Origin of the sequence: Devosia sp. ZW T5_3 (genome assembly GCF_044987315.1) — a bacterium.
GTDB lineage: Bacteria > Pseudomonadota > Alphaproteobacteria > Rhizobiales > Devosiaceae > Devosia.
The window spans coordinates 148,003-171,746 of record NZ_JBJDRE010000008.1 but is presented as its reverse complement, the minus strand read 5'-3'; the positions used below and the strand labels follow the sequence as shown (position 1 = coordinate 171,746).

Here is a 23,744-nt window from a genome sequence, read left to right as displayed (position 1 = left end):
AGTGGCATTTGCGCCACGCCTGCACCTGACGACTAGGAGAGCTACAGAAAACGGCTCGTTTCGGATAAATGGCCGCACGATTTGGCCCAGCCAATCGCAAGCGTCCGGGGACGGACGTGGACTCAATCTGCATGGAGAGAAGTGGCGGAGAGAGAGGGACTCTCGCCCGTTTGAAGAAAAATACCGGAAATCCGAGGTTTTCGTCCTTTGAATCCTTCGTTTTCTGTACAACCTCTCTGTACAACTGGGGTCTATTCGCCTCTATTCTCGTCTTCATCACTCGAGACCTTACGCCCTTGGCGCGCGAGGAAGCTGGGACCGTCCTTCTTGGGCATAGCTGGCTCCGACGTGGTCACCTGCACAACGGCCCTTCCGGAAACCAAGGAATCGTAGGCCTCTGCGGACATTATCACCACCGCTCGGCGACCATGCTTAGTCAACGTGACGGGCGCCGCCAGCGCCATGTCCACGACCTCGCCAGGTCTTCGGTTCAAATCGGACAATGCAAGGGAACGCATGGGCTGCTTCCACGTATTTCACGCATAATACGTATTCTACGTATTCTACGAGTGATGCACGGTCCGATCAAGTGGGCGAAGTGCAAATTGGCGGTCGAAACCCGCGTCTACAAGGGAGATAAGCTTCGGCCTGGATCGGGTCGGACCAACCCCGCATCCGCTTGCGAGCAGCCCAAAAGATTGAAGGCGGCGCCCGGGGGCCCGCCTTCCTAATCCAGTCTGCGACAGATATACGCGAACGCAGTGATCAAATCCGCAGCGCATGCGGGTAGAAGTAGTCGACAGAGGTTAAGGTTGCAATACCAATTTTCGATGGTGCATACGACCTATTCCGCGGTTGAGGCGGTTCTTTCGCCCGCCCGGCTGGGGCGCTACCTCAAGGCGGCGAATGGCGACAAACACCTGGCGACCAGGCTTTATGTCTGGAACAGCCACATCTGCCAAGCCCTGTATCTCCCGCTGCAGACCGTCGAAGTGGCGGCGCGGAACGCCATCGTCATCCCAGTGCGAAAGCGCTTCGGCAACAGTTGGTTCGACAACCCAAAATTCCACAACTTGCTGGCTCAACACACCCGGGCCGAGTTGCTGGACACCGTTCGACGGCAAAAGGCCAAGCGGTCGCATGTTACGACCGAGGACCACATCATCGCCAGCCTCACCTTCGGCTTCTGGCAGCATCTGATGACCTCGTCGTACGACAAGCAGCTTTGGGCGAATGGCATTCGACACTCGTTCCCGAATGCTCCTGCAGCCGCCGACAGGGCGCACATTTTCCGTCTACTCGACGATGTCCGGCTTTTGCGGAACGACGTGATGCACCATTACGCGATCTTCGATCACAAGCCACAGGCCCGCTACCAGACAGTCCTCATCCTCACCAACTACGTTTGTGCCGAAACCCATTGGCTAATGACCGAGCTCTCTCAAGTCAGCCAAGTAATCAACGACCGCCCTGTCGTCTGATGGCCGATAAGATCTTCATGCGCCGGGTGGGACCGCTCGGGCATCAATGGGCGATGGCGACCATAAGCGACCCCAGCCCCGCGTTTGGGGTTACGGACACGCAGGCCAAGTGCTGCCACTCTTGGTCCACAGCCAAAACAAGCGCATGTTGCCGAGAAGACGGGTCGATTGAATTGCTATCGTCGTTTAGACGATGCTTGTCGGTATCGATTCGAGCATTGCCGCCGGCAACGCGGGGCTCTTCAATGCAGGATGGGAGAATTTCTTGTCGGGCTTTTCTGACGTCGTCATTCTCATTCCCGGAATAATCGGATCGGAACTGTCGAAGGACGGAAGGGTCTTGTGGGGCGGATCCGAGAGCACGATATGGGGTGCCCTGACCGAAGACACCCTCGATGCACTCGCACTTTCGGCCCCAGGCAGCCTCGATGAAGATATCGGCGACGGCATCACCGCAACGGGAATCCTGCGGCGACCCGCCGTCATACCGGATCTTTGGAAGATCGGAACCTATCAAGACCTCAGCCGGGGTCTGATCGAAGGCTTGCGGCTGTCGCCGGGGAAGAACTATTTCGAGTTCGCGTACGATTGGCGACGCGACAATCGGGTGGCGGCCGGACAATTGGCCAGGGCTGCACATTCCTGGTTGTCGGTGTGGAAGGCATCAAGTGGCAATGATGGTGCGCGCCTGGTACTGGTGACCCATTCCATGGGAGGGCTGATCGCGCGGCATTTCGTGGAGGTGATGGAAGGATGGCGAACGACCCGAGCGACTTTCGCCATCAGCACGCCGTTTTCCGGGTCCGGAAACGCGGTCTCCTTCCTTGCGGATGGGATGACCCAATGGTGGCTACCCCAGCGCCTCAAGGACAGCATCAACGCCATTCGGGGCATGGACTCGGTCTACCAGCTCTTGCCGACCACAACGTTCATCAAGGACACCGACGGCGGGCTTCACCACGTCCATGATAGCAGCATAGCCAACATCGATGCCGGCCGGGCTCGGGCCGCTCTCGACTTTCACGCCGAAATGACCGGGGCCGCCAACTCGAACGCAAGCATCGACGCCTATGCGAGCCGGCGAGGCTCGTTGCGGACGGTCATCGGCACGGAACAACCCACATTCGGGTTCGCCGCTCTGCAATCGACCGGCGTCGTGACATGCGAAAACTCCGATGACGACCGCCTCCTTTGGGGCGACGGCATTGTTCCAAGACGATCGGCTACACCGCCCGAAGTCGGGGAAGAGGTCGCCACTTTCGTTCCGACCCGCCACGCCGTCATCCCCTCCCATGCGATGACGATCGCTCATATCCGCAACGCGATCGCCGGCTTACCGGAGGTCAGCCTTCGTGACCGCGGTGGCGTCGGCACGATCAGCCTGACGATCGGTGACATTTATCCGGCCCGAGAACCGGTTCGCATGACCGCCGCGACGGGAACGCCGACACAATATCTCGATCTGTCCATCACAGGTTTGGATCAGAGCGCCATCCGGTTCACCACCAGAATGTATCCCAAAGACGGCATGTTCACCTGGGAAGGCGCGCTGGAACCGGGTTCTTATGCCTCCGCCGTGTCTTGTGCCGGTGCCGAAACCGCCGGTGACGTCTTCTTCGTCCAGTCCGTACAGCAGGAGTGACTATGTCAATTTCCGACCATGCTCACGATCGGATTGTCCTGCCTCCCGGGTTGGAATGGGAAAGGGTGCGCGCGCTGCTGGCCGGCGGCCTCGGTGACCGGGTATTCCGGCTGACGGTGACCCTTCGCGGGCGCAGGGCCGTGCTGGAAGGCGCGGTGTTCTCCGAAGAGGTGAAGGCCGATATCGGGCATCTCGTCGTGCTCAACACGTTCGTGGACGGAATCGACAATCTTCTCGAGGTGACGTCGCCGCTCTATTCCGCCGGTGACGACTTCGACGCTCCGCCGCAACCCGCAACGCTCCCGGAAACCTCCACGGTGACGCGTTACCCCGATATCAGAACCACCGAGGGGACCCCGCTGGCCGGCGACAGTATCGATATCGTCGCCGATCTTCTCGTCTCGGCGTCGAAGACGACCGAAGCGGAGCCGATGGAGTTGGGCTTTCGATCCGACCAGCCGCACCTGGACATCGACGTCGAAATCCATTCCTCACAACTGGATATCCCGGAAGCGCAACGGTTCGCCATCATCAGGGTCCGTCGCGACGGACCCTCGATGCCGGCCTTGTTTTCAGGCCGGGTACGAGAGGACGCGGTCGAGATCGAGGTCAGGTTGATCTTCTCGTTCGCCGGACGTTACAGCGGTTCCGCGACACGAACGATTCCGGTGGGCCGGGCACCGGAAATCAACGGAGAGGAACGTTCCTATACTGTCGGCGGATCGGGTCTTTCGGTCGACAGGTCGGCAAGGCCACCGTCCCTGACGGTCAGGATATTTAACAACGGATCCGCCGACGGCAACTGCGTCTGGTCGTTCGACACGGCGCCCCATCTCCGCCACCTCGGCGTGTCGAACCGGGTTTGCACAAGCGTCCTGGGCCAATCGCCCAAGGATTATTTCACAACCAAGTTCCGCCAATGCCCGATACTCCCTGCCGGAACGCACCAAGGCACCCTAAGAGGTCTCGGCGAGACAATCTGGGGTGCCGTGCCCCAGCAGTTTTCCGAAATCTACAGGCTGGTGCGCGGCGCGGAAGGACCGGAATTCCCGATACAGATCCTGACCGACGAACCTCACGTTCCGTGGGAGCTGATGTTCGTCGGATCCGCGGCGTCGGATGTCGAAGGACATTTGGCGTTGATGCACCCCGTCGCCCGCTGGTCGCTGAACGAAAACGCCGCGCCGGCGAGTTATCGATTCGGCCGGCGCGTATCCTTCGTGCCGCAATATGCCCGTGGAGCGACCCTTCCCGCAGCAGAGGCGGAAGGTCAGTGGCTGGCGACCGAGGTTGACGCCGAGCGAGGCGCTCCCGACTTCGCTTCCTTCATGGGGTTGCTGACCGGCACGTCGGGACATGCGGTCCAACTGGTGCATTTTGCCGGGCATGGCGCGGCGGAAGGCGCACCGAACGAGATCGGCCTTCGCATGCAAGATCATTGGGTACCCGTCGAGCAAATCAACGGGAGCGTGCGCCTGGGAAAGCGTGATGCCCCCCTGTTCGTTCTGAACGCGTGCCAAGTGGGCAACGCCGACCGCGCGTTGGGGGCGGTCACCGGCTGGCCGGCGGCATTGGCCCGGCAAGGATTCGGCGGCGTCGTCGCGCCTCTGTGGTCGATCCAGGATGAGAGCGCCGCCAGTTTTGTCCGCTCCCTATTGACCGGTATCCTGAAGGAAGGCCTGTCGATCGGTGCCGCTTCGCTTGCGGCAAAGAAGGCTAACGCTGCAGCGTCTCCCAGTGCCTACGCCTATGTCATGTACGGGGATGTGATGGCCATTGCGGAAACCTCGCCTACACCTCGATAATGACGGGCTGTTCCACAAGAATTTTCGCTTTTTCGGCCGCGATCCGCGTCTCCGTGAAGAGGTCCGTGCCGGCAGGCGCTTTGAGGCTCACGATCAGGCTGAAAGGCACCTTGCGATCGTAGCGCTTGGCGGCGCCGATTTCGGCCCACCAACCCTTGACCGGGCCGACTGCTATGCCGTCGCGCTCGGCCAATTGGTACGCCGGGCCGCGCCAGATGTCCTGATGAAGGGAGCCCCGGCCGCGTTGACCGGCCCCCATGTCCCACCCGTCGTCGGACGCGCCCGGATCACTGTCCTCCGCCGCGTTGAACCGGGACTGGGCGCTCGAGTGGTCTTCGTTGAACCGCCTCACGTCAAATCGCAGGCGGTGAGAGGCGTATCGATCGTACCGATCCCGCGCGAACGCGTGGGGCTCGGGTTCGATGAAATACGACAAGGTGACCTTGAGCTCAACCTGGGTCTGTCCCAATGCCCTCAGCACACCGATCGGCCAAGGGAGGGTGAAATATTTCATTTCCTTGAGCTTGAGCGATCCGTCGTTCTGGAACGGCTGGAGCTCGTCCTCGATCACCAAAGTCATTTCGTTGTCGGCGCTGGCATAGAGCCGGGGCTGGTTCGGCACGCCCCAACCGTACCGGCCCATGAAGATCGCCTTGGCGGTCGCTTTCTTCGTCTTTGCGGCGAGGGCCTGGTATTGTCGGTTCATGGCTTCGGTCCACTCGGCGCTATGAACCAGCAACCCCCTATAGGATTGCGGCGTAAGCCGTGGATAGTACGACATCAGCCTGGCAAGCAGCCCCGATGCGGCCGCGGTCGCCGCGCTCGTTTCGCCCGTCAGTCCGAGTGGCTGGACCGAGAAATCCTTCGCCGTCGTCAGGACCAGATTGGGGCGAGACGGGTGCGCGAAATACCCGGCGCCTTCCATCGAAAAATTGCCGCCTTCCATTACGATATCGGGCTTGAACGGATGTGGGTCGGGCCAACTTTCGGCGCTTCGTGACGTCGGCGCCATGTCACCGCTCGGCGACACGAGGTCCGGGCCGTCGGTCTTGGTAGTCATGGCCCCCACAGTAATCACGTTGAAGGCCTGTCCGGGCGCCTCGATGGCGAAACGCCGGTTTCGATCCAAATAATCGCCGACCTGATAAGGATGCGTCGGGGTCCTCGGCACATTGCCGGCCGCGACACAGAATAAGCGCGGCTTGCCGTCGTTGTAGGCAAGTTTGTCGATGGTGGCGGATGTCGCGGTGCCGCGCCCGGTGGTCAATTCGCCCCGGGCCGTTTGCGCAAGGCAGAATACGCGCCTGGCCCTCTGCTGCTCCGCCAAGGCGACGCCCCTCTCGATCGCGTCGTGCGCCGGCAACGGAGGCTTGCCTGTGGGAGCCTGAACCACGACCGACTCCAGCCGGGTCCATTGGCCGATCTTGCCCGTGTCGTACATCGGGTGCCCGAGATCGAGGAACTGCGCCACCCCGGCCATCTTAGTGCCGTGCCCGTCATGATCGCCGGTCGCCCAGCTCGCATCAGCCGCGTAAAGCGCACCGGGAGCCACGGAATTCTTCAAGAGGGGGTGGTTGGCATTGAAGCCCGTGTCGAGAATGGTGATGCGAGGGGCATCGGTATCAGGTGGAGCGAGGCGGCCGGCAATATCGTCCACGGCCGCCGCCCGAGCCGGCGGATCCATGTCCAGAAAATCTGAGGAAAGGGCGGAAGCGCTTCTGAGCTCGACGACCGAAGCGCTGGCCTCGATGAGGGACTGGATCTGCTCGGGCGTACCAATCACGTTCTGGACCGCCACCTCGAGGAAGCTCGTCGGATTGCCGTCGAGGACCACTCCCGCGATTTCTGCCGCGGCCGCGAAGTATGCCTGCTGGTCGACCCTGACCCAGACCTCCCACCGAGCCTTGTCCCTTGTCGCCGGTAGCCGGTCGAGTGTGTCGGTCCAATAATCCCTGATGGTCGACGCCCGGATTGTAGCGGCAGTCTCGAACAGCCAGAAATTGTTCGGCTTGTCTCCGTCCTCGTCCCCGTCGTTGTCCCGCCGTTGCCTCGGCTGACCCCTGTCGACCCAGTTTCCGTAGTCTTCCAACTGACTACGGAAGGTTTTCAGGTTCGTCTTGGTCAGGAAGTAGGTCGCGACGTCAGGCCCGACCTTACCGTCCTCTTGAAGCGGTCCTCGTTTGACCGACAGCAGCTTCGAGACCGCAGACGTGGGACGGGAATTGCCAGCAAGAATATCGAAGCCCTCGCGAGCCTCGATGGTGATAGCCGTACCGCGCCGGTTCGCTTGAACTTTGGCGCGGGCTTGCGCCGCTTCGATTTCCACCAATCTGGCGGTGCCGACGTTAAGCGCGGAGGAGAGCTCCTGGGCGTGCAGGTATCTGTTTTGGATCGACGTGATCCTCTCGGGCCCGAAACCACGGGGCGCCTCGAACTTCGCGGGAGCAACACCCAGCCGATGAATATGCAAATGCTTGAAACGACTCATGTCACCCGAACCGAAGTATCCGAGCAACTTTATCGCCAATTGAAAGGATTCGCGTCAATCAGGATGGATAGACTGACGGTCTTCCAGCGCCTGCTTCAACAACTTGGTGCTCAATTCGGCACCATGATCGAGAACTGCGTCGCGCGCTGCGTCGCTGGCGGCCGCCACGAGATCAGCCTGGCTAAGGTCGGCAAGGGCGCCATCGAGCGATTGCCAGTCGATTTTCGCGAGATCGAATTGAAGCAGGTGATTCCGCAATACGCGCCGGGCTTCGTCGACGCTGGGCTTGGCGTAAACGAATGCCGCGTCGAAGCGGCGAAATATAGCCGGGTCGAGAAGCGCCTTGTGATTGGTGGCGGCAATAATGACGCTGCCCGAGTCGTCATCTTCGAGAAATTGCAAAAACGAATTGAGCATGCGGCGCGCTTCGCCGACATCGTTCTCGGCGCCGCGGCGTCCGGCAAGCGCATCAACCTCGTCGAAGAAATACACCCCGCGAGACGTGGACATGGCGTCGAAGATCAGTCGCAGCTTGGAGGCGGTCTCTCCCATGAACTTGGTGATGACGCCATCGAGAAGGATGGTAAACAGCGGTAAGCCAAGCTCAGTGGCCATGGCCGCGGCGGTCATGCCCTTGCCCGTTCCGGGAGGGCCGGAGAAAAGGAACTTGCGCCGAGGTGCCAGGTTCTTCGCTTCCAGGGCTTCATGTTCCCGATGCTCACGCACCGCCCGGGTCAAGCGTCGCGATTGGTCGGCATTAAAAACGAGGTCCGACATCTGTATTTCGGGATACGACGCCCGCACGAGACCGGCGAGCTCGCCGCGCGGTGCAGTGATGGGTGTCGGCTTGGCAGGACGCCCGCGTTCCGCTGCCCTAGCGGCGCTGATGACGGTTTGCAGGTCGCCAGCAACCTTTTTCTTGCCCGAACTCGCGGCGTCGCTCGCGATATGCTCCGCGATCGAAAGAAAGCGGTCGCTGTCGCCCGCGGCATGGCTGCGGATCATGGCGATTAATTGGCTGGTCGAGGTCATGCGCGTCCCCCTATTCCCGAGGCCCGGGCCGGTCAAGCAACAAGTCTAACGCTTGCTGGATTTCCGGAAGCTTTATGGCAAATTCTTGCAATAAATGCAATGCTGCAAGTTTTTCTGCGGACGGGTTGAGCAGCCTCCTAGCGCGCCTCTCCGCATCCTCGGAAAAGCATTGACTTGTCATACTTCTGCTAAGCGTGGACGCACTGATACCGATCATTCCTGCCATTTCGGCAAGCGTGATGCGGTGATCCAGCTTGAACTCGTTGAGCTGACCGACAAGGGATGCGTTCTTGATGTTCTTGGGACGACCGCGCATATGCATTTATTGCATTTAATGGGGTGCGTGCAATCGAAATACGATGACAGGAAAAGAGGCCGAGAAGGGGAAACCCATATTTACGGCGCCGCGTACACACCGAAGTGCCCGGGCGGCAGGTAGACACGAGACGGATGGATTCTTGCCATACGATCAACCGTCTTTAATCACAGTTCACAATGTCCTGCTGGTGAAGGCCGGCGACGATACCTAATAGGGCTGCCGGTTCGGGTATTAAATACCGGTGGGTTCGTTCCTGAGGATACAGAGCTGGCACCACGCTCGTCAGCGCGGCCTATGACCTTCCGCCCGGTTGTCGCTTCGCCCTCGACCCGAGGTCCTGCGGAACTTCACCGGTAAATACCCCAATACGGTGTTCCGGCCCATCGAACTCGACACTGCCGTACCCGTCCGCGTCGCGATGGATCACGACCCCTTCAGTGTTGAGCATGTTGGCGACATCCGGCATCCCGTTCCCCTCAGTGGTGGTCAAGTTCGTTGGCCTCGTGCCAAAGTAGATAAAATCGGGGACGCGGTTCAACATCTGCCTTGGGCACGCCTGTTCCACTAGGGCAGACGACGATACCGAGACTACCGGACCTTCCAGTGGGCACGCTTTTAAGGCGGGTTTAGTGGTGAGACGGCCGACGAAAGTAGCACGCGGACCAAAATCGCATGTCGGCCCATGGGAGCGCGACATGATTTTTGATCGACTGGGTTTGACCGCCACGCACATGGTTAACTCTTACGGGGTCTGCCTTCACGTGCCCCATCGGGTTCCCGCTCACGGCGTCATTTTAGTGGCGTCAGACAGGTCAGTTGCTGTCCTCATCGCGCCCATGTGCGCCATTGAGGATCCGCGTCTGGCGCCTTGGCTGTCTTTGCACGGGATCTACAGGATCGAGGATCCCAGCGGCTCGATCGCCCGGATAGGGGAGGGAAAAGTCATCGACCGGCTCCGCCGACACAGGGCTGCGCCAATGCTCCTGCCGGCCCGCGTCGTGGCGGCGTTTTCGGCCCAAGGTGAGTGGACCGTGCAGGAACGGAAATTTCTTGAGGCCGAATTTGCCCATGCCTGGGTGGCCGAAGGCAACGCCCTGGCGAGCACGACTTTTGACCGCCACCCATACTTCAGGATGAGCCCCGACCAGCGCCATGACCTCTCGCGCGCAGTCGACAGAATACGCGAGCTGGTCTTTCTTGGCGAAATGGTGCTCGACGGCGACGCGGATTTCCGCCCTCTGGCAGCCGATGCGACCGAATGGCCGATCGCGCCGGTCTCTATCCCCGGACCGGCGGACGAGGTGCTCGGCCCGGCGGTCGTCCTGGACCTGGCGCGCGAAGCCCACAATTTCCGGCGTTTCGAGCCCGGCTCGCGCCTGCGCTATGCCGACGGAAGGATAGCCGCCCTCGCAACGGTGCGGGACGGGACCGTCGTGTTGCACCAAGGCTCCAGCGTCTATCTGCAGACATCTCCCGCCGTCGGACAGCGCTACCGGTCGGCGCATGCCCGCTTCCTCGAGGTGGCCAGGGTCGTCGGCAATGCGGAGGTGGGCTTCACCCGCGTTGCTATTGCCGGCAGGACCGCAGCTTCCCTCATCAAAATGGTCACCGCCGGACGCACTCACGTGGCGTCCCGCTGGAGCATCAGCTGACCTGGCGTCCAGGACAGCGCTCCCGAGACAATGGAGATCACCATGGCAAGGCTATCTGACGGTGTCGTCGCTGCCGGTCTACGCGAGTTGGTCAGATTGCGCAGCGGACACATGCCGACCGACCGCGACCTGGAAAACGCGCCGCATCTCTCCGGCTGGGTATTCGGCGAGATGGACGATGGCCATCGGCGCCTTGGTGGCGTCGTGACCGGACATCCAAGGCTTCCGGCGGGTTGGTGTTGGACAAGTATCGTACTCTTCGTCTCGCCGGATCTGCGCTGGGCGCGAACGATCAGCAGGTACTATCGCCTCGGTGAGCCGATGGCCCTCAACAAGGATTAGATGCCCACCTATCCCACCTTGCCGTCGGGGTCCTCGGTACGCGAGCACTCTGGCTTCTCGAGGAAGCGCGGTATCTTGGAAACTGCTGCCAACATCACCTCTGGCCAGGCAGTCCCGTAGGTCTGCCCGACGGTTTTGCTGGCATGGCCATCGATCCGGTCGATGATCTGCTCCTGGACTTCTGCCGCGAGCAAGAAGGACCTGAACAGGTGCCGCCAGGCGTGATTTGGGCGCACTGATTTATCTTTGATACCGACGACCTTGCGTACCCACTCCGCGAGGCGCGAACCGGCCTTTGCATACTGGGGGTTCTCCGCATTCGGGTTGCGAGCCCTTCCCGGATCGTAAAAGAGCGGCTTTCCCTTTCGGCTTTTGACGTATCTCAGGAAACCCATTTCGATCACATGAGGATGAAGAGCGACCTCGCGTGCTTCATTCGTCTTGGTGGAACCGGCCTCAGGCGTAATGCGGATGACCCAGACAAGCTTTCCGTTTCGCGATTTCCTTTCATAGACATCCTCCGACCGCGCCTGAGTGACTTCGTTTACGCGCGCACCGCTATATGCGCACAGCCAAGGAACCCAACGGCGCGCGGCGGCGCCTTCTTCGGTCATACGGGTGCTGACCGGGTCTAGCGTGGCCTTCAGGATCAGCTCGGACTCTTCGAGCGTGAACTCCTTGTCGCGCAGCTGCTTCTTGTTGATTGCCGGTGCATCGATGTCGTCGAAGGGACGGCCGGAAATATAGTCGTTCTTCCGCGCCCAATTCAGTAGGGTACGCGGGTGGGCGATGTCGGCTTGCCAGACCGTCTGCGGTGCGATGCCATCGGCCAGCCGGTGCCTCATCCAGCTCAAAGCGTCGGCACGCGTGACGCGCGAGGGATCGTCGTGGCCCACGAACGTGAAGAAGGCCGAGAGAACGCCTTTTTGGCGCTTGATGGTCTTGGCTGCCGGCGTCTTCGCCAGGAGATAGGCGGCATAGGTTTTGCGCCAATCCGTCCCATTTTCATCCGCAGGCGCCTTCCAGATCGGAAACCTGTCGACTTGGGGATCGGCGCTGAAGTCGCCTTCGGCCCGACGCGCGAGAACGGTATAGGCCTGTGCCTGCGCGATGGCGACTTCGATGTAGAGACGCGTCAGGCTTTCGTGGTCGGTGACGATACCTCTCGCATCGAGAACCTCGCGCACCTGCCCACCGACCATTCGGGCTGCTTGTTGAGCCGGACCGAATGCCCAGCCCGGAATTCGCTTCCGACCCGGCTTGAGGAGACGGTCGGGCAAGGCGGTCTGTATACGATCGAGTTTCTCGCGCCATAGTTTGGCCGGGCCCGGGTCGGCACCATGTTCGGTCATGAGGCCGCGATAGAATTCGCCGGCCAGCGCTATGATGCGCTCCAGCGTCATCGGCTGCTCCCTTGCCGGCTCGGGGACGCTCGGCCGCTTTTGCAGAGCCTCCCAACGGGCCTCGACTTCGGCCGCCGCTTGGGCAAACAGCCGCTTTGCTTCCTTCGGATCCTTGGTGTGGAGGGAAAACTTCTCCTCCTTCTTGCCCAGGATTGCCTGAAGGTGCTCCGGCACTGCCTTGCGGAAATAGTAGACCTTGGACTTGGGGTGCAGAAACGGTGTCGCCATGCGAACGACCATAGCCAACCTCTCCTGAACAAGCCGTAAGTGCCCGGGCACGAGGGTTAGCGCGATCCGACGACGGGTGACAGGCAACCGATGCCGTCCCTTGCGGCGGGCGACGGCGATTCCGCACGTGCCGGAACGTTTCGCCCGCTTCGGCCGAGCGTCTCGATCAAGCCCCCGGCACCGGCTCGGCCGATATCCTGCGCGGGAGAGGGATGCACGCTACGAACGCTGTCTCCCCCATCGGACGGGATACGCGTTTCCTCCGGGCGTACCGACCCGCACTCGTCGCCCGGCCCGAATCGTTCCCCCCGCGAATGGACCGCACCCCTCTGCTACCCAGCATTTCGCCAAGATTTCGCCACATTTTGGCAGCTTGGAAATCCTGTTGCGGCACCGGGTGCAAATGGGCAGGCGGCAAAGCCGTGCCGGAGCTATGCCAACCCACGGGCCAACCCGGAGCGGATCGCGCAAAAAAAACTAGCGTTTCCCGACACTTGGGCGTTGATCGGGCTACTCTTGGCTGCGGCCGGCAGGGTCGCATGGCGACCCGATCGCCGCCAGCCGATGTGGATCGAATGGTCTTTCTTCCTTGTTCGTAGAATTTCGTTCCGCTGCTCCCCGCTGTCCAGCCAGCTGCCGACCCCCGCTCCGCCGGGCCTCTCCTACGCGCCCAAAAGGATTAACAAGGATTCCATCCCGTTCCGTATAATCCTTACTTTCCGGTACGGCTTACCCTTTGTTATCCTTCAACAATCCTTCCGACGGCACCGTTTGCAAACGCCGGATTTCCCGTTGCCGACCCGTACCCGTCCGCCCATGCTTGGGACGAACGAGAAAGGCACGAGGACCAACATGCCCGAACTCCGCATCCCCCGCACGCGCAAGCGCGCCGACGGCACACTCGCACACGTGGCCGATTACATCCCGGCCGACGGCCAGCGCCGCCAGACCGACCAGCAGACCCCCGAGGCAGCCCGTCTCGAAAGCGAGCGCTTCGACAGCCGCGTGCGCCCCGACATCTCGCTCGCAGGCTACCTGCTTCACTATGCCGAAACCCTCCCCGGACACCTCCATCCGGTGACCAGGGACCTCAACAAGCGGCGCCTCGAGCGCTGCGCGCACTTCGCGCCCGCGGTGGCGCTGGCGCACGCAGACAGCAATCACGTCGCGGCAATGGAGCGGGCCATGCGCAAGGCGGGCCTCAGTCGCAGGACCGCGATCGGTTACATCGACACCGCAGGTCCCGCTCTTGAACGGGCACTGGTCGAACGGCGGGTCGAAACCAACATCGTGAAGCGCTATTTCGAGGTGCCCGGCCGCAGCAAAAAGCCTCTCGAGCGCACGCTCGATCCTGTTCCCCACCCCGTCATCGCGCTCGTCGAGCCCGAACTTTGCCCTTACCTACGCCCCGGATTGCTATTGGCAAGGGGCGCCGGACTGTCGTCCCGCGAGGCGGTGGCCCTCAGGCGCACCGACATCGACCTCAAAGCTAGGCAGATCGCGGTGCGCCGCACCATTGTCGTCAATCGCGCCGCTGCCCCTCTCAATCCGGCGACCGTTCGCAACATATACGGTCTTGATCGCGACCTGCTTGAGGAAGTCCTCGCCGCCCCGCAACTCCCAGGCGAACCGGACTGGGTCATCCAGTTGCCGGGCCGATACGGTCCGCGGCAAAGGTGCAGCGTCTACGAGGCGCTCTTACGCGCGGTCAAGACGGCCCAGACGGAGATCGGCGTCGCCAGCCTCGAGACGGAGACGGCTTACCGGTTCGATGACTTCCGCGATCGCTGGGTGGTCGACCGGCTGGGCCAGGATAGTGTCGTCGTCGTCATGGCGATGGCCGGCTATGCGTGGTTTCCGTACTTCGCGCAGCGTTACCGGTCCGCCTTCGTCGATCCCGAAAGCCACCTGCAGATGGAGATGGCGACTGCCGGCATCAACCTTCTGGCCAGCCTCGGGGGAACCCCATGAAAGGCGCCGCTTCGGTCGGCTCCGCAAGTGCCTTGAACAAACCCATGCGCGGCAAGCGCGCCAAACCCTACCCCGCCAACACGGTGGACCCCGAAACCGGCAAGCGGCAACGCATATTCCATGGCACGCGCCAGCAGGCGCGGGTCCGGGCCGCGCGCGACCTCGCCCGTCGTGCGATGCTCGAGGAGAAGCTCGGTGACGTGACGATCGCTTGCGTGGCGGCGGAAATGCGCGCGGGGTATCTCGAGGACGAAGAGGCTCGCCTTATCTACAAGATCGACCGTGCAATGAAACGGATCGGACCGCTCTGCGGCGATATCCTCCTGCGCCGGCTGGACAGGCATGGGGTCAAGAAGTTGGCGGACAAGCTCGAGCTGGCGGCACCGCATCCCGAGACCTTCGCATTTTTTGTGGGCTGGCTCTGCCGCATCATCCGTCACGGTTTCGGCGATCTCGAGCCACCGGTCAGGACGCCGGGCGACATTCCCGGGCGCCGGGTGCGTGGTCCCTATGGCTTGCGCGGGCCCCAGTTCAACGACAAGCCGATCCCCTACGGCCCCGAGATCACCGATCGCCTCGAGAAGTCGTCCGGCGTGCTGCGCATCCTCTTGCATATCCTGCTCCGCTGCGGCCTGCGCATCGGCGAGGCGCTGGCCCTGCGCCGGTGCGATGTCGTCTTCGTCGATGCCGAGGGCAAGGGATGGCTGCACGTGCGCAAGTCCCTCAACGCCGAAGGGAACCGCAAGGACACCAAGACCAAGGCCGGCAAGCGCGACATCCCGCTGCCTGCCGTGCTCGCCGCCGAGCTCAAGGCCTGGTTCGAGGCCTTTCCGGCCGGGCCCATGGACCAGGCGATCACCGACGCGCCCGGGCGCAGGATAGCGCACCGAGAGGCCCGTACGATTCACGACCGCTTCCAGAAAACGCTCGCCGGCCGTATGTTCGGCTTTCATCGCTATCGGGCCGGATGCGTCACCGCCTGGCTCGTGTCCGGCGTCCGGTTGCAGAACATCCAGACCTGGATCGGCCACTCCAGCATCGAGATCACCGTGATGATCTATGCGTCTTCGCTCGCCTTCGCCGACGAGCTGTGGTGGCGCGTACACGAAAAGGGTAAGTATGCGAACTCGCCCGGAGAGCGTGTCCGTCTGAGCCTCGTCATCGGCGGTAAGCCCGAAGCCGACGAAACGGACTATGCTCCGCGCCGGTCCGCGCCGCGCCTCAAGGAGGCGGCCTGACGGACCGGGTTGCCACGCTTTCCGACGATCCATGATGCAGCAGGCGGATGCAGGCGCTGATCCGGGCTTGGCGCCGCGGATATGCACCGCGGTAATCCGACCGGTCGGCGCCGTGACCGAGGCAAGTGGAGCGTAGCGCCCGTGCCGGGATCCAAAAGTCCTCGCAGCTAAAATGTTATCTGCCGCAAAGGCCGGGGACCGTTCCAACGCCGCAGTGCGCACTGAAAATGCTGGTGGGCAAGCGAAAAAGCGACACTCGAGCGCACTAACCATGGCGAGGCGGAACCGCGGGTCTTCGCGCTGGTGACACCCTTTGCTATCGCACCTCGACACGATCGGCAGGTGCGATAATGGCGGACAACAGTGAGTATGAGAGCGATTTTGAGGTCCTCCTTGTGTCGCCAACTGCCAATGGTGTCGATTTCGAGGATCCGAGGTTGGCACTGGCACGTGGTTGCGTCGTACGCTCCATGTCGTCTCGCCAAGCAGCCAAAATACGCGCGACGCCCAATTGCGTCGTCGTGTTTGAGGTCAGGTCGTCCTGGGAAACTTGGATCGGCAAGGCCCTGGCGGAATTGTTCCCCGGTCGCCAGTTGTTTGTCCCGACCATGAATCGAAAGGGCAAGTCCAGTACCGATGATCCCAAACGCCTGGCCGAGGCAATCGCCAAGCGCAGGGGCATCTTCGCCATTGTGCCGGAGGGCATGACCTTTCCCGAGCGCATGGCTCACCTTCCCGATCACCGCATCACCATCATTCCGCCGAACCTGCCGGTGCTGAGAGAGGTTGCAAGGCGATGCCTGATCGGTGACTCGCGGCGCATCAGATGTGTGCCGCCTGAGACCGACCTCGATGCCCTTGCCGCTTGTTTTTCGCCTGGAAGCCCAGTCCGATCAGCGCTAGCGCGGCTCGGGCGCCTGCAGCGGCAGGGCACCGCTCCCAACGAAACAGTGCCGCCGCTTTCATCTGTGCTCGGCCTCGAAGCGGCCAAGGCCTGGGGCATGGATCTCAAGTCCGATATCGCCTCATACCGTGCTGGCGAATTGCCTTTTACGGCGGTCGACGCCGGTGCGGTTCTGGTCGGGCCGCCTGGAGTCGGCAAGACGATGGTCGCTCGGATCATTGCGGTCGAGTGCAAGCTGACCTTCGTCGGGACCTCGATTGGCGAGTTGTTCGCAACCAGCGACGGCGATCTCGGTGCAGTGATCAAGCGGTCGCGGCAAGTGTTTTCGCACGCCCTTGACGTGGCACCATCATTGCTGTTCATCGATGAACTCGATGCGCTGCCAAGTCGTTCGACCCTCAGCGCACGCAACAGGGACTGGTGGACGCCGGTTATTACGGAATTCCTGACCCAACTGGACTCGTCGCTGACCCATCGAGAGGGTGTCGTTGTGCTGGGCGCAACCAACCGCTACGGAGATCTCGACCCGGCATTGGTGCGTCCCGGTCGACTTTCGCGCCTGCTCGAGATTACTGCTCCCTCAACCGAAGACCTCGCCGGCATTTTCCGATACCATCTCGGTCCTGATCTTTTGGACGTGGACCTGCTGCAATTGGCACGCGAAGTCGCCGGCGCGTCGGGCGCGCAAGCGGCCGATTGGGTCAACACCGCCCGCCGCGCCGCGCGAAACGCTGGCCGCACCCTGGCGCACGACGATCTTTGGAACGTGGTCATTGGCCTCGATACAAGGTCACCGGAACATTTGAGGCGGATCGCGGTCCACGAAGCGGGCCATTGTGTTGTCGGCCACCTCATTGGACTGACGCCCGACCATGTCACGATCCGGCGTCGTGGCGACAGGGGCGGAACCACGAGTTTTCTGCCGGCCGAGCCGCCGATGACCCATGCCGATGTCGAGAAAATGGTCATCATGCTGTTGGCCGGCGCCGCGGCCGAAACCGTCCTCTTGGGGGAGCGGTTTCGTTCTCTGGGTTGGGGCGGACCAAGAGGTTCGGACCTTCATCGCGCGACCGAATTGATCACGATTGGTCACGTTGCCCACGGCGCCGGAGAAGCCCTGCTTTGGCGGGCAGCGCCGGACGAGGCGACCGCGCTACTGTCTTCGGACCCGGTTCTGCGGCGGAAGGTCGAGGCAGACCTGCAACGTCTGGCAAAAGCGGCCGAGCATTGGGTGAATTTTCACAAATCCCGCTGCGAACGCCTCGCTGCGCTTCTGCTGGCGGAATGGTCGCTATCGCGGGCAGAACTGGCGCGCATGCTGGATGGAGACGAAGCGTGATTCCCCAATATTCCGCAGCAGCTCTATTTTCCCGCCTCCGGCGCAACTCACCCGGCGTTTCAGTTCAACGTCACCGAGCAGTAGTTTATGGAAATGTAAAGTATTCATCGTTTTCTATAGGTGTTTGCTTACCCTAACTGGTCGGCCTCTTTGCCGTTGGCGCGGCGATGGCCGACCTTCCGCCACCGAGGAGATCGCAAAAAATGTCCATTCCAAGCATTTAGACCAGGCCTAAGCCCGTCATCTCGCTCTGAGCCGGAGCCACCGGCGGAGAGCGCCCGACCTCTTGTTGCTCATGGCTCCGCCCCTGGGAGCAAGGGTCGCCGGCTTGGCATCAGATGCCCGCCGGACAGACGGGACCTGGGTGACGTCACCACAAATCCAATAGTTGGCTCACGGTTGCCGCGTTAGCAGCCGGGCCCTTCTACGCGCGACCCTTTCAGGTGGTCGGCGCATGCGAAAGCACAGGAGTGACCAAATGGACGAACAATACGACCTGGCATCCGATGTTATATGGGGTGCAGCCGCTATCGGGCGCACCCTCGGGATGACCCGCCGCCAAGTTTACCATGCCTGCGACCAGCAGTACCTGCCATTCTTCAAAGTCGGGTCGACAGTGGTCTGTCGGAGGTCGACGATCATGGCCTACATCACCGCCCGCGAGGAAAAGAACGCTTCCATAAAACGCGGGCTATAGCACCTCCGTTTTCCGCACCATGCCGGTTGGCAAGCAACATCCGCCGCCAACCGGTTTATCCTTTCATTTCGAAGGTCAATCCTTGACGGCCAGTTGGTTCGGGCGGCTAATCCTTGGCAGCCCGCGCCGTCGGATCGATCTCCTGGCGAGGCGGGTCAGGCCGTTCCGCAACGCCAATTGCCGGAACGGCCGCTCGAAACGGGTCATCAACACTGCCGCAGGTGCGGCTCCATGGCCCGGCCCTACGACGCCCACGCCGGGACGCACGCTGGGCAGTACTTCGCCAGCCAGGCGCAGCACTTCCCCGTCAAAGATCTGCAAGCGGATTGGATCGAGAACGTTCTGCAGAATGCCCCAGAAGATATTCGGGAAATTCAGGGGCGGTAGGCCGCCCCTCTTGCCTGCTGCTGCGCCGCGATTCTGTGCTTTGACGCAATTCGCCAGTCTTGGAATCGGACACCCACAGCATCACCACGCCGCCAGCTCGATAGGTGACCTGGATCGTGCCATCGACCGTTAGCGCCGAAAGGACGTTGGCGCTGGGCGGAACACTCACACTGGCGGCACATCGACGTGGAGTTGGCCCTTCAGGTACCGGCCAGCACGAAGGGCAGTTGGATGGGCGGCGCTACAGCGCGAATGCCTTCATCTGGGCGACGCCTGGGCCAGCCCTGACGCAAACTTGGTTCTTCAAGCTACAGGCAGCCGTTGCGAGCGGGGCAGTCGCCTCGCTCGCAATTTCTCTTGGGATCGCCCCGGCCTCAACCGTTGTCCCATCGCTGGACCAGAACTCGTCCGAGACATCCTGCCCGACGCCCTGGTCCCTCGAAAACTATGACCTTCGATCCATCCTGCTGAGGACGGCGGGCGTAGTCCTTCAGGAACAACCACCGAGCAGCTTACGCCTCGCGCCATAGAGTTGTCCAAGGGCGCTACTCCACGTGCGTAGCAATCGCCCCAGCGGTAGGTTCGACACCAGCCAGCCAATGCTCTTTGGCGTCTTCGGCTAGCCTGCTGACAGGTTTGGCTAGTCACAGCCACCGTGCAATCGAACACGATCGCCTTCCGCGTCATTGTGCCGCGTGCGTGACCTCAACAAAGAAGAGATGGCAATGGTGACGATCAGAGTGAATGAAACTGATCATACGATCGACGCTGACGAAGGCATGCCGCTGCTGTGGGCCATCCGCGACATCCTTGGTATGACTGGTACCAAGTACGGCTGCGGTATCGGCATGTGCGGCGCTTGCACTGTGCTGATCGACGGTCAGCCGACGCGTTCGTGCGTGACGCCCGCCGACAGTGTTGAAGGGCTTGCGATAACGACCATCGAAGCAATCGAGAACGATCCCGTGGGCCATCGCGTCGTTGAAGCCTGGGTTACAAGCCAGGTGCCGCAGTGCGGCTATTGCCAGTCTGGCCAAGTGATGGCGGCCACCGCCTTGATCAAGCAGATCCCACAGCCGACTGACGAAGACATCATTGCCACGATGACCAACCTTTGCCGCTGTGGGACGTACAACGCAATCGCCGCCGCAGTGCGGCTGGCTGCCAATGGGGCAGCCTGATGAATGCGATCAAGCGGCACATGATCGGCCTCGCGCAGGCGGCTACACGGGTACCAGTCAATCTGTCCCGTCGTGGCTTTCTCGGTGCGTCCATAGGTGCACTAGTGTTGGGTGTTGCATTGCCCGTCCGAGTGACACGCGGCCAAGATGCCCAGGCAATCGAGCCCGGCAAGCGCGTGTCCGCCTTCATTGAGATCCGCGCAGACAACACCGTTCGGCTACAGAGCCCCTACATTGAAGGTGGCCAGGGCATCTACACCGCTCTGGCACAAATCGTTGGCGAGGAACTCGACGTGGATCCGGCAAACTTCGTCGTTGAATCTGCCCCTCCCGGCCCCGACTATCAACTGGGTGGCTTCCGCCTCACTGGAGGCAGTAGCTCGATTCGGTCGAGTTATCAGGCGATGCGAGGCCTTGGCGCGGCAGCGCGCCAGATGCTCCTGCAAGTCGCAGCCGCACGTCTGGACGTGCAGATGGAGGATTTGGCCACGGAGCCGGGCCGGGTACTTCACCGCGCCTCCGGCCGTACTTTCACATACGGGGAACTCATCCCGGATGCTGCTGATCTGCCAGTGCCGGAAAATGTGGCACTTCGCGCCGAATCGGATTTCCGCTGGATCCGCAAGCCAGTGCCCCGCCTCGACGTGCGTGACAAGTCAACGGGCAAAGCCATCTATACCATCGACGTGAAGGTAGATGGCATGCTGTACGCGGCAGTGCAGCATGCCCCCAGGCTCGGCGGGGAGCCTGGCACGATAGCTAACCAGGCCGACGTGGCGGCGATGCCAGGCGTGCATTCCATCCATCGTCTGCCCGGAGCGGTGGCAGTCGTCGCCGATCTTTGGTGGCGTGCTCGTCAAGCGGTTGAGGCGCTGCAAGTCACCTGGACGGAGCCTGCTCCCGACAGGCCGGATGCAATGCCTGCGGACTTTTCAACCGACGGGCTGCGTGGAAGACTTGCTGCCGCGCCCGGGCCGGGTCTGGAAGCTGAGTCCCACGGCGACCCCGCCACAGCTTTAGAAGGTGCTGCGCGGATCGTGGAAGCCACCTACGATGCACCCCTTCTCGCCCATGGCCAGCTCGAACCGCCCACAACGATCGCCCGCTGGAACGAGGACGATACCCTTGATCTTTGGTTGCCAAACCAGATGCCGGATGTGTTCCAGCAGGTGGCAGCAAATGTTGCAGGGATTGCCCAAGAAAACGTTCGGATCCATTCACCCATGCTGGGAGGCTTTTTTGGGCGGCACTTTCTCTACAACAGTGCGAACCCGTTTTCGCAGGCAATCCTCCTCGCCAGGGCCGTCGGGCGTCCGATCAAGCTTATCTGGAGCAGGGAGGAAGAGTTCCTGCGCGACGCGATGCGCCCGCTGGTCGTGGCACGCTTCCGTGCCGGACTCAACAATGCGGACCTGCCCATCGCCATTGACATCGAGGCCATAGGCGACGGTCCGGGGTTTGAGCCGCCGGAAGCGCCAAGAACGTCGGTGTTCGAGGGCTTGGCTGAGAAGCCCTACGCCATCCCCAATCGCCGCGTAGCTCATGTCCGCGTGGCCTACCCGGTTACGCTCGGTTATTGGCGCTCCGTCGGCCATTCTATGAACGGCTTCTTCTACGAGGGCTTCCTCGACGAGTTGGCTGATGCCGGTGGGCGGGATCCCTACGAGATGCGCCTGCAGCTCCTGGCCGAAAGCCCCCGACACCGCTCGCTGCTGGAGGCGGTTGCGGAGCTGTCGGGCGGTTGGACGCGAGGGCCGTTCACCGCAGAAGATGGCAGCCGTCGCGCGCGTGGCGTGGCCATGGCTTCGCCGTTTGGAACAGAGGTAGCCACTATTGCGGAAGCCTCGATCGTGAATGGCGAGGTGATGGTGCACGACGTCTGGGTGGCGATCGACCCGGGCAATATCGTGAACCCTGCGGTTATTGAGGCGCAGGTCACATCATCAGTGGCGATGGGCCTGTCTACGGCGTTGCTGGAAGAGGTGACCTACATCGACGGCATGCCGCAGGCTCGCAATTTCGATCTATATCCGTTCCTCGCGCGCGACCGGATGCCGCGCGTACACGTCCGCATCATCGAGAGTGGCGCGCCCATGGGTGGCATTGGCGAACCCGCAGTTTCCGGCGTGCCGCCAGCAGTCGTCAACGCGGTCGCGGCGCTCACCGGACAACGGATCCGCAGTCTACCACTCTCGAAAGCCCAGTTCGAAGGAACCCTCTAGATGAAACGCTCGTGTTCGACGGCCATGTTGTTGGCCTGCCTCCTGATCAACCCGGCACTGGCCCAGGAAGGCGACGCAGAGAGCGGAAATGCCGTGTACAGGCGGCAATGCGCATCCTGCCATCAGGTAGCCCAGCCGCGAAATGGGGTTGGACCGAACCTGCAAGGCATCATCGGCCGACCGGCAGGAAGTGTCGAAGGATTCAATTACTCGGCCGCCATGCGGGACTCGGGCATCACATGGACGCCCGAAACTCTCGATACCTTCTTGGCGGACCCCAGGGCAATGGTCGCTGGCACGCGCATGATGTTGCGGGTTGCTGACGAGCAGCAACGTCTCGACATAGTCGCGTTTCTGGCCACTCAGGTGGTGCCACAATGAGCTAAGAGGCCGCCCGTCAAACCTGCTTAAACTCTCCGGACAACGGGCCCGATTTGGAGCTGAGCTCAGCATCCCACGCCTGCTGCCGCCACCGCGCTGGGGTCGTGCCTTCCCACGAACGGAAAGCGCGATAGAACGAGTTGGAATCCTCAAACCCCAACAAATAGGCCACCTCGACGATGTCAACGTTAGGCTCCAGCAGCAGCTGGCGCCCGAGCTCCAGCCGAGCCTCCGACAGGAGCTGCCGCAGTGTCCTACCCTCCTCCGCGATACGCCTTTGCAAGGTGCGTTCGCCCATCCCGAGTTCGCGTGCAACATCTCTAAGCTCAGGCCGGCCGCTGGGCAGCAATCTCTTCAGCACGGCCTTGACCTGATCGCTGATCGCGCTCTGGGCCGTGAGTTCAGCGAGTGCCCGATGGAGCGCAGGGCTTAGCATTTCGAGCAGTTCCGGATTGTGGCCCTGGAAGGGGCGGTTCAGATCCTCTCCTTTGATTACCAGGACGCTGCGCGGCGCATCGTAAAGTATCGGACAACCAAGATAGTCCTCACGGATGCCGCTGCCGTCGTCCGGTCGCGCGAGTTCGACGCGCCGGGGAACGATCCGGACGCCGGTGCCTCTGCGGCCAAGCTCCATAAGAGCCGTAAAGGTTATGTCGGTCAGCATGGGCGGCTCGCCCTCGATGGCGTAGAACCAATCAATGGACAGAGCCCAATCGCCGCTATCCTCGAGAATATTCAGCCGCTTCGGGCCGAACAGCGACTTATAGCGGGCGGTTCGCACCAGCCCATCGCGGTAGTCTCGAGCATAATGTGGAGCGAGATTGGATGGCGGGAGCAGCGCGGGGTCGTTTCGAAGGACGGCAATCAACCCTGCCGCCGGCTCCGCGCACAGGTCTTCCGCTGCACGCATCAGTGCGAAGTACTGCGCTGTAGTAACCAGACTTTCCTGGCTGAGGTGCAGCGTTGCCGGCAGCCCTGCCTTGCGCAGTACGACAGCGGGAGAAAGGCCCATGACTTCCATGCCTCTCCAGC

At 61.8% G+C, this 23,744-nt stretch carries 19 protein-coding genes; 12 read left to right on the top strand and 7 right to left on the bottom strand.

What is annotated here, in order from left to right:
- Positions 1 to 251: 251 nt before the first annotated feature.
- Positions 252 to 518, bottom strand: a complete 267-nt coding sequence (locus ACI3KW_RS12200; RefSeq protein WP_404848298.1) for a type II toxin-antitoxin system prevent-host-death family antitoxin — start codon at positions 516 to 518, stop codon at positions 252 to 254.
- Between the two features lie 312 nt (positions 519 to 830).
- Here ACI3KW_RS12200 and ACI3KW_RS12195 point away from each other — a divergent pair, with 312 nt between their 5' ends.
- The 3 genes from ACI3KW_RS12195 to ACI3KW_RS12185 all read left to right on the top strand — a co-directional run bounded on the left by ACI3KW_RS12195 (position 831) and on the right by ACI3KW_RS12185 (position 4,928).
- Positions 831 to 1,481, top strand: a complete 651-nt coding sequence (locus ACI3KW_RS12195) for a hypothetical protein (RefSeq protein ID WP_404848297.1) — start codon at positions 831 to 833, stop codon at positions 1,479 to 1,481.
- A 193-nt stretch (positions 1,482 to 1,674) separates the two neighbouring features.
- Positions 1,675 to 3,123 carry a lipase/acyltransferase domain-containing protein gene (locus ACI3KW_RS12190; RefSeq protein ID WP_404848296.1) on the top strand — a complete coding sequence of 483 codons (1,449 nt, stop codon included), beginning with the start codon at positions 1,675 to 1,677 and terminating at the stop codon, positions 3,121 to 3,123.
- Between the two features lie 2 nt (positions 3,124 to 3,125).
- Complete coding sequence (locus ACI3KW_RS12185; RefSeq protein ID WP_404848295.1) at positions 3,126 to 4,928, top strand: CHAT domain-containing protein; 1,803 nt, start codon at positions 3,126 to 3,128, stop codon at positions 4,926 to 4,928.
- Here the strand turns inward: ACI3KW_RS12185 and ACI3KW_RS12180 are convergent.
- From ACI3KW_RS12180 to ACI3KW_RS12170, 3 genes are read right to left on the bottom strand one after another with little or no spacing between them, the layout of a single operon-like run.
- On the bottom strand, positions 4,915 to 7,416 hold the full coding sequence (locus ACI3KW_RS12180) for a S8 family peptidase (protein WP_404848294.1): 2,502 nt from the start codon (positions 7,414 to 7,416) through the stop codon (positions 4,915 to 4,917). The genes ACI3KW_RS12185 and ACI3KW_RS12180 overlap by 14 nt on opposite strands.
- 54 nt (positions 7,417 to 7,470) lie before the next feature.
- Complete coding sequence (locus ACI3KW_RS12175) at positions 7,471 to 8,448, bottom strand: AAA family ATPase (protein ID WP_404848293.1); 978 nt, start codon at positions 8,446 to 8,448, stop codon at positions 7,471 to 7,473.
- Positions 8,449 to 8,458: 10 nt separating this feature from the next.
- Positions 8,459 to 8,764: a hypothetical protein gene (locus ACI3KW_RS12170; protein WP_404848292.1), complete on the bottom strand. Its 306-nt coding sequence runs from the start codon at positions 8,762 to 8,764 to the stop codon at positions 8,459 to 8,461.
- A 698-nt stretch (positions 8,765 to 9,462) separates the two neighbouring features.
- On the opposite strand from ACI3KW_RS12170, the gene ACI3KW_RS12165 reads away from it, so the two are divergent.
- Together ACI3KW_RS12165 and ACI3KW_RS12160 are read left to right on the top strand one after the other, a co-directional pair.
- Positions 9,463 to 10,419: a hypothetical protein gene (locus tag ACI3KW_RS12165; protein WP_404848291.1), complete on the top strand. Its 957-nt coding sequence runs from the start codon at positions 9,463 to 9,465 to the stop codon at positions 10,417 to 10,419.
- A 42-nt stretch (positions 10,420 to 10,461) separates the two neighbouring features.
- Positions 10,462 to 10,761 (top strand): DUF6634 family protein, encoded by a 300-nt coding sequence (locus ACI3KW_RS12160; protein WP_404848290.1) that lies wholly within the window; start codon positions 10,462 to 10,464, stop codon positions 10,759 to 10,761.
- Positions 10,762 to 10,769: 8 nt separating this feature from the next.
- Here the strand turns inward: ACI3KW_RS12160 and ACI3KW_RS12155 are convergent, their stop codons facing one another.
- Positions 10,770 to 12,404: a DUF6538 domain-containing protein gene (locus ACI3KW_RS12155; protein ID WP_404848289.1), complete on the bottom strand. Its 1,635-nt coding sequence runs from the start codon at positions 12,402 to 12,404 to the stop codon at positions 10,770 to 10,772.
- Positions 12,405 to 13,244: 840 nt separating this feature from the next.
- Here ACI3KW_RS12155 and ACI3KW_RS12150 point away from each other — a divergent pair.
- The 4 genes from ACI3KW_RS12150 to ACI3KW_RS12135 all read left to right on the top strand — a co-directional run bounded on the left by ACI3KW_RS12150 (position 13,245) and on the right by ACI3KW_RS12135 (position 18,541).
- The gene (locus tag ACI3KW_RS12150) at positions 13,245 to 14,363 is read left to right on the top strand and encodes a hypothetical protein (protein WP_404848288.1); all 1,119 of its coding nucleotides are present in this window, start codon (positions 13,245 to 13,247) and stop codon (positions 14,361 to 14,363) included.
- On the top strand, positions 14,360 to 15,601 hold the full coding sequence (locus ACI3KW_RS12145) for a site-specific integrase (protein ID WP_404848287.1): 1,242 nt from the start codon (positions 14,360 to 14,362) through the stop codon (positions 15,599 to 15,601). The genes ACI3KW_RS12150 and ACI3KW_RS12145 overlap by 4 nt, the downstream gene beginning before the upstream one ends.
- 350 nt (positions 15,602 to 15,951) lie before the next feature.
- Positions 15,952 to 17,844, top strand: coding sequence for an AAA family ATPase (locus ACI3KW_RS12140; RefSeq protein WP_404848286.1), 1,893 nt, complete (start codon positions 15,952 to 15,954; stop codon positions 17,842 to 17,844).
- A gap of 478 nt (positions 17,845 to 18,322) precedes the next feature.
- Positions 18,323 to 18,541 carry a DNA-binding protein gene (locus ACI3KW_RS12135; RefSeq protein WP_404848285.1) on the top strand — a complete coding sequence of 73 codons (219 nt, stop codon included), beginning with the start codon at positions 18,323 to 18,325 and terminating at the stop codon, positions 18,539 to 18,541.
- Between the two features lie 75 nt (positions 18,542 to 18,616).
- On the opposite strand, the gene ACI3KW_RS12130 is transcribed toward ACI3KW_RS12135, so the two are convergent.
- On the bottom strand, positions 18,617 to 18,862 hold the full coding sequence (locus ACI3KW_RS12130; RefSeq protein ID WP_404848284.1) for a hypothetical protein: 246 nt from the start codon (positions 18,860 to 18,862) through the stop codon (positions 18,617 to 18,619).
- Positions 18,863 to 19,653: 791 nt separating this feature from the next.
- Between ACI3KW_RS12130 and ACI3KW_RS12125 the strand changes: the two genes are divergently transcribed.
- The 3 genes from ACI3KW_RS12125 to ACI3KW_RS12115 are packed head-to-tail and all read left to right on the top strand — an operon-like array spanning position 19,654 to position 22,712.
- Positions 19,654 to 20,109, top strand: coding sequence for a (2Fe-2S)-binding protein (locus ACI3KW_RS12125; protein WP_404848341.1), 456 nt, complete (start codon positions 19,654 to 19,656; stop codon positions 20,107 to 20,109).
- Positions 20,109 to 22,331 (top strand): molybdopterin cofactor-binding domain-containing protein, encoded by a 2,223-nt coding sequence (locus ACI3KW_RS12120; protein ID WP_404848283.1) that lies wholly within the window; start codon positions 20,109 to 20,111, stop codon positions 22,329 to 22,331. The genes ACI3KW_RS12125 and ACI3KW_RS12120 overlap by 1 nt, the downstream gene beginning before the upstream one ends.
- Positions 22,332 to 22,712 carry a c-type cytochrome gene (locus tag ACI3KW_RS12115; protein ID WP_404848282.1) on the top strand — a complete coding sequence of 127 codons (381 nt, stop codon included), beginning with the start codon at positions 22,332 to 22,334 and terminating at the stop codon, positions 22,710 to 22,712.
- 16 nt (positions 22,713 to 22,728) lie between these two features.
- Here the strand turns inward: ACI3KW_RS12115 and ACI3KW_RS12110 are convergent, their stop codons facing one another.
- Complete coding sequence (locus ACI3KW_RS12110) at positions 22,729 to 23,733, bottom strand: AraC family transcriptional regulator ligand-binding domain-containing protein (protein ID WP_404848281.1); 1,005 nt, start codon at positions 23,731 to 23,733, stop codon at positions 22,729 to 22,731.
- Positions 23,734 to 23,744 lie beyond the last annotated feature (11 nt).